General features: G+C 46.9%; 5 protein-coding genes. 1 reads left to right on the top strand and 4 read right to left on the bottom strand.

Annotated features, from left to right (window positions below; translation table 11 throughout):
- Window positions 1-19: 19 nt before the first annotated feature.
- Window positions 20-1,249, bottom strand: coding sequence for a bifunctional glutamate N-acetyltransferase/amino-acid acetyltransferase ArgJ (argJ, locus tag JKY90_03940; protein MBL4851416.1), 1,230 nt, complete (start codon window positions 1,247-1,249; stop codon window positions 20-22).
- Window positions 1,250-1,274: 25 nt separating this feature from the next.
- Window positions 1,275-3,989: a preprotein translocase subunit SecA gene (gene secA / locus JKY90_03935; protein ID MBL4851415.1), complete on the bottom strand. Its 2,715-nt coding sequence runs from the start codon at window positions 3,987-3,989 to the stop codon at window positions 1,275-1,277.
- Between the two features lie 136 nt (window positions 3,990-4,125).
- On the opposite strand from secA, the gene JKY90_03930 reads away from it, so the two are divergent.
- Entirely contained in the window at window positions 4,126-4,455 is a 330-nt protein-coding gene (locus JKY90_03930; GenBank protein MBL4851414.1) for a DUF721 domain-containing protein, read from the top strand.
- A gap of 63 nt (window positions 4,456-4,518) precedes the next feature.
- Here JKY90_03930 and JKY90_03925 read toward each other — a convergent pair whose 3' ends face one another.
- Window positions 4,519-5,430, bottom strand: a complete 912-nt coding sequence (locus JKY90_03925) for a UDP-3-O-acyl-N-acetylglucosamine deacetylase (GenBank protein MBL4851413.1) — start codon at window positions 5,428-5,430, stop codon at window positions 4,519-4,521.
- Between the two features lie 157 nt (window positions 5,431-5,587).
- The coding region (gene ftsZ / locus JKY90_03920; GenBank protein MBL4851412.1) for a cell division protein FtsZ at window positions 5,588-6,636 on the bottom strand (1,049 nt) is incomplete at its 5' end.

Here is a 6,636-nt window from a genome sequence, read left to right as displayed (position 1 = left end):
TTCTCGGGCAGGCTCCTAGCTAACTACGATATTCCGCGTTGATACGCACATAGTCGTAAGATAAATCACAAGTGGATACCCGTGCTGTTTCAGTGCCACGACCTAGCTCAATACAAAGACAGTACTCCCGTCGCTGCATGACTTGCTTTGCTGCTTGTTCGTTATAACTAGCGGCGCGCGAGCCATTTTCTGCAATGAGTACGTCATTAAGGTGAAGCGTCACTTTTTCGGTATTAAGATCATCGATACCAGCACGCCCAACGGCGGCCAATACTCTACCCCAATTGGGATCTTGCGCAAAGAAAGCGGTTTTAACCAACGGTGATAAAGCCACCGTATCAGCCACTTTACGACACTCTTGCTGAGACTGACCACCGGTGACTTCAATATGGACTAAACGCGTCGCGCCCTCGCCATCTGCCACAATGGCCAGCGCTAAGGCCTGACACACTGAATCAACCGCAGTACTCAACGCCTGATAAGCAGCACTATCCACACCACTCACCTCAAGGCTGCTCTGCCCGGTTGCCATCAATACACAGGCATCATTAGTTGAGGTGTCACCATCAACCGTAATACAGTTAAATGACTGAGCAACGGCCTTATTTAAACAGTGAGATAGAATGCCGTCATCCACTTTGGCATCCGTCGCAATATAGGCGAGCATAGTCGCCATATCAGGGTGGATCATACCGGAGCCTTTGGCAATACCGCTGACAGTGCCAATTTGGCCACCACTTTCAAACTGTACCGAGGCGATTTTTTCAACGGTATCTGTGGTCATTATAGCCGTTGCCGCCGCCGACCAATGGTCTTCTGCCAAGTCTAAAACTAATTCATCCATGACTGCGGTTATTTTATCTACCGCTAAACGTTCACCAATAACGCCAGTGGAAAAAGGCAATATCGATGTCTCATCAACTTTGGTGCGCGCTGACAACTCACGGCAACTGGTCTTGGCATCGTCAAGCCCAATCGCACCCATACCGGCATTGGCATTGCCACTATTAATTAATAAATAACGTGGTGAAGTCTGTTGTAAATGTTGTTTGGCTAGCACTCCGGGCGCAGCGCAAAAACAGTTCTGTGTAAACACTGCAACGCACACGCTACCTTCAGCCAACTCAATCAAGGTAACGTCATCACGCTCAGTTTGCTTAATACCTGCACATGCAGTGGCGAGACGGATGCCTTTGATAGGCTTAGTGTCTTGCTCAACGGCAACCAATGAAGTCAGCGTATTGCTCACACTATTCTAACTAAATAAAGATAAACTAAGCTAGCTTGCCGTGACATTGCTTGTATTTTTTACCTGAACCACAAGGACAAGGCTCGTTACGGCCAACTTTAGGCTGCGCACGAACAAAGGTTTTACTTGCATGTTCTATTGCTTGCCCATCCCTCTCAGACTGATCGGGTATAGCCGAACTCTCGGCATGCTGATACTGCATTTCTGATGGCTGCTGACGACGACGCTGCGCTTCAATCGTTTCAACATCTTCCTCATCACGCACCTGTACGCGACTAATAATGCTGACAACTTCCAGGCGAATACGCTCAAGCAAGCTATTGAACATATCAAAGGCTTCACGTTTGTATTCCTGCTTGGGGTTTTTTTGTGCGTAGCCACGTAAATTAATGCTTTGGCGCAGATGATCCATTGCTGCCAGGTGATCTTTCCAGAGACTATCTAACACTCTTAGCATTACTGCTTTTTCAAGGTGACGCATAGCCTCAGGGCCTGCTTGATCTTCTTTTTCCTGGTAAGCCTCCACGGTCATATCAAAAATTTTCTGACGCAAAGTTTCCTCATGCAAACTTTCATCGTCATCCAACCATTGGCGTACAGGTGTGCTCATGGCAAACTGTTGCTCGACATCTTTTTCTAGGTTCGGCACATCCCATTGCTCTTCTAAGCTGCCAGCCGGCAAGTGACGGCTAATCACTTCGTTGACTACATCCTCACGAATCGCATGAATAGTGTCAGACACATCGTCACTGTCCATCAACTCATTACGTTGTTCGTAAACTACTTTACGCTGATCATTGGCAATATCATCGTATTCTAATAATTGTTTGCGAATATCAAAGTTATGGCCTTCGACTTTACGCTGCGCATTCTCAATGGCTTTGGAAACCAGGCCATGCTCAATGGCTTCACCTTCTTGCATGCCCAATTTTTGCATCATTTTAGCAACACGATCCGAAGCAAATATGCGCATCAAATTATCTTCTAGCGAAAGATAGAAACGTGTAGAACCGGCATCACCCTGGCGACCAGAGCGGCCACGCAATTGATTGTCGATACGGCGCGATTCGTGGCGCTCTGTGCCGATAACATGCAACCCACCAGACTCTAATACTTGTTCATGCAATGACTGCCACTCATCATTAGCGGCTTGACGCGCAGTGTTGTCATCGTCATTAATCTTATTTAACGCTGACTCAAGGTTGCCACCTAAGACTATATCGGTACCACGCCCCGCCATATTGGTGGCAATGGTGATAGCACCGGGGCTTCCCGCCCGAGCAATAATATCTGCCTCACGCTCATGCTGCTTGGCATTAAGCACTTCATGCTTAACCTTGGCTTTACTGAGCAAGCCTGATAAATATTCAGACGTTTCAATGGAGGCCGTACCGACTAACACCGGCTGCTGTCGTTGATAACAATCTTCGATATCCTCGATAATGGCAGCGTATTTTTCATTAGCCGTCAGGTAAATCAAATCCGTCATATCATCTCGCACCATACTGCGATGCGTTGGGATGACAACCACTTCAAGACCGTAAATCTGCTGAAACTCGAATGCCTCAGTATCTGCTGTTCCGGTCATACCACTGAGCTTGTTATACAAGCGGAAGAAATTTTGAAAGGTAATCGATGCTAAGGTCTGGTTCTCTTGCTGAATAGCTGCGTCTTCCTTGGCCTCTACCGCTTGATGCAAACCATCCGACCAACGTCGTCCTGGCATGGTTCTACCAGTAAACTCATCGACAATGATCACTTCATTGTTATTGACAACATAGTGCACATCTTTTTGGAATAAAACATGAGCGCGCAAGGCACAATTAATGTGGTGCATCAACATAATGTTGGCAGCATCGTATAGGCTCTCACCCGCTTGCAAAAGACCTGCCTTTTCGAGCAACTCCTCAACATGCTGGTGACCGTCTTCAGTCAAATAAGCCTGTCTTGCCTTTTCATCAACACTGTAGTCGCCATCACCATCCTCTTCTTCTTGCTTGGTAAGAGCAGGAATAAGCGTATTGACCTTGACATACAGATCTGTTTTATCTTCAACTGCGCCGGAAATAATAAGCGGCGTGCGTGCCTCATCAATCAGAATCGAGTCCACTTCGTCAATAATGGCAAAATTGAGCTTACCCTGAACACGATCACCGGCTGAGAACGCCATATTGTCTCTAAGATAATCAAAACCAAATTCATTATTGGTGCCGTAAACAATATCGCAGGCATAAGCAGCGCGTTTTTCTTGCTGATCCTGACCGCTGTAAATTACGCCAACAGACATGCCAAGGAAGCGGTATATTTGTCCCATCCACTCGGCATCGCGCTTAGCCAGGTAGTCGTTGACGGTGACAATGTGAACACCCTCTCCCGACAGAGCGTTGAGATAAGCAGCAAGAGTAGCAACCAGGGTTTTACCTTCGCCGGTACGCATTTCGGCAATTTTGCCTTGGTTCAAGACCATGCCGCCAATAAGCTGGACATCGAAATGACGCATATTATGAACACGCTTACCTGCCTCTCTTACCACAGCAAAAGCATCGGGGATAAGGCTATCTAACGATTCACCCTCTGTCGCACGCTGGCGTAATGCCTCGGTGCGAACGGCAAGATCTTCATCAGACAGTTGGCTGACATCGGCCTCAAGCGTGTTGATGCGCTCAACGGTCGGGCGCAGGCGTTTTATATAGCGGTCATTACGACTACCAAAGACTTTTTTAAAAATATTTGCAACCATTTTATATTTAGAATGAACAACTTATGTGAGTTTAGGGGAAATATACGACTTGCGTGCGAAATAGTAACACTGCTAAGCTGGTAATACCTAGGAGCCTGTCTAACCAGGTGATTGTAAAACGTAATAAGCAAGCTCAATGACAACTTCAACTTCACGACCAAAATCAATCCACCAAATACTCAGCGCTCGCCAAGGCGGTCTGTCCGACTTGATCGCTGGTGCCAGTGCTCGTATGGAACTGACTCAGCAAGTAACCAAATACCTACCGCTAGCAATGCATGACCATTGTTGGGTGACGGCAATTAACGACGCTGAATTAACGATTGTCACTGACTCACCAGCCTGGGCGTCCAAACTGCGTTACTTAAGCCGTGATCTCATCCGCAAACTCAAACAAGAGTCGACGCTACCCAACATTCGCTACGTCAAAGTAAAGGTATCGCCCAATACGGTAGACACGACCTAAAGGCACCGACACGGGTAATGTAAAACGACAGCGTTAGCGTGAGAACCAGTGTAGTGTCTCATACTAACTAACAGAGACAGGCTGAGTAAACGATATTGGTGCCGGCTCAGATTCATCAAACGTAACAATTTCCCAAGCTTCTTCGTTGCTAAGCAATTCACGCAACAAACGGTTATTAAGTGCGTGACCAGACTTATGACCACTAAATGCGCCAATCAGGCTGTGTCCCAACAGATACAAATCACCAATCGCATCAAGCACTTTATGCTTAACAAATTCGTCGTCATAGCGCAGGCCATCTTCATTAAGAATACGGTAGTCATCTACTACAATCGCATTCTCCATGCTTCCGCCCAGGGCTAAATTACGTGCTTGTAATTGTTCAAGATCACGCATAAAACCAAATGTACGTGCACGACTGACCTCTTTAACAAAGGAAGTAGTCGAGAAATCCAGCGTGGCTGTTTGTGCGCGCTCGCGAAACGCTGGATGATCAAAGTCGATGCTAAACGTTACTTTGAAACCATCGAAAGGCTCAAACCGCACCCACTTGTCACCATCAACGACTTCGACAACCTGTTTAATACGAATAAAACGCTTGGCAGCATTTTGCTCTTCGATGCCAGCCGATTGCAGTAAAAATACAAACGGACCAGCACTACCATCCATAATTGGCACTTCAGCAGCACTAATATCGACATAGGCGTTATCAATGCCGAGCCCTGCCATAGCAGAGAGTAAATGCTCAACCGTCGATATGCGAATATCGTTATGTACCAGCGTGGTCGACATGCTGGTATCACCTACGTTATGAGGATGTGCCGGAATCTCAGGATTATCATCAAGATCAATACGACGAAAAATAATGCCCGTGTCCACGGCTGCGGGGCGCAACGTTAGCAATATCTTTTTACCGGTATGCAATCCCACACCCGTTGCGCGAATCACATTTTTTAGAGTTCGTTGTCTAATCATAATGTCTCAGTCGAGTCTCACTCGCCCCTTAGCTTGATTTGTACTGGCCTTTTACACTACAACAGTATCAATTGTCAAAAATGATGCCAATATCACACTTTCGACAAACTGTAGGCATAGTTTACCTTGCCTAGCTGTATCCTCCCTTAATCGACCCTTAATCGGCTTGGCGACGTAAAAATGCAGGCACATCAAGATATTCCAGATTGCTGCTAGATGAACCTTGACCCGCATAATGTCCCCCTGTTGCAACTGGATTACCGCGCAGTACGGTAGGGCGATCCAGATTCTCATAGTCGACTTCACCACCATTCGCTTCTTTATACACCAACCTAACGGGTGTTTCCTCAACAGGCTTGCGCAACTCCTGACCTAAACCTGTAGCAACAACGGTGACACGAATTTCATCACCGATCTCTGCATCCAATACCGTGCCCACCACAACTGTGGCGTCATCCGATGCAAAAGCTTTAATGGTATCGCCTACTTCAGCGAACTCACCAACAGAAAGATCCAGGCCTGCGGTGACATTAACCAAAATACCGCGCGCGCCAGCAATATTAATATCCTCCAGTAAGGGGCTAGCCACTGCACGTTCGGCAGCTTCTCTAGCACGATCTTCACCGCTCGCCACACCTGAACCCATCATAGCCATGCCCATTTCGGACATCACTGTACGCACATCAGCAAAGTCAACATTAATCAAACCCGGACGAGTGATTAACTGAGCAATACCCTGCACTGCACCAAGCAACACATCATTGGCGCCTTTAAAGGCATCAAGCAGCGATGTATTGCGATCAAATACGGAGAGCAATTTCTCGTTAGGAATAGTAATAAGGGAATCGACGTACTGACCTAAGGCTTCTATCCCAGCATCAGCAATTGCTGCGCGCTTATTGCCCTCAAATGAAAACGGTTTAGTCACTACAGCGACTGTCAATATACCCATTTCCTTAGCCACCTGTGCAATCACTGGAGCACCACCGGTACCGGTACCACCACCCATTCCCACGGTAATAAAAGCCATTTTGGTATTTACTTCCAGAATACGTTTAATTTCTTCGAGGGATTCTTCAGTAGCTTTTTTACCTACCTCGGGATCCGCACCGGCCCCCAATCCCTGTGTCAGGTAAGGTCCGAGCTGAATTTTATTGGGAATCCTGCTTTGTTCTATTGCTTTGGCATCGGTATTGCAAATGATAA

This window comes from Gammaproteobacteria bacterium (assembly GCA_016765075.1).
In the GTDB taxonomy this organism is placed as follows: Bacteria; Pseudomonadota; Gammaproteobacteria.
Note: the sequence above shows the minus strand (reverse complement) of the source record. Positions and strands in the feature narration are given on the sequence as shown.

Coding starts and splice junctions, on each gene's coding strand:
- JKY90_03930 (MBL4851414.1), top strand. CDS start 4,126: ATGACAACTTCAACTTCACGACCAAAATCAATCCACCAAATACTCAGC.
- secA (MBL4851415.1), bottom strand. CDS start 3,989: ATGGTTGCAAATATTTTTAAAAAAGTCTTTGGTAGTCGTAATGACCGC.
- JKY90_03925 (MBL4851413.1), bottom strand. CDS start 5,430: ATGATTAGACAACGAACTCTAAAAAATGTGATTCGCGCAACGGGTGTG.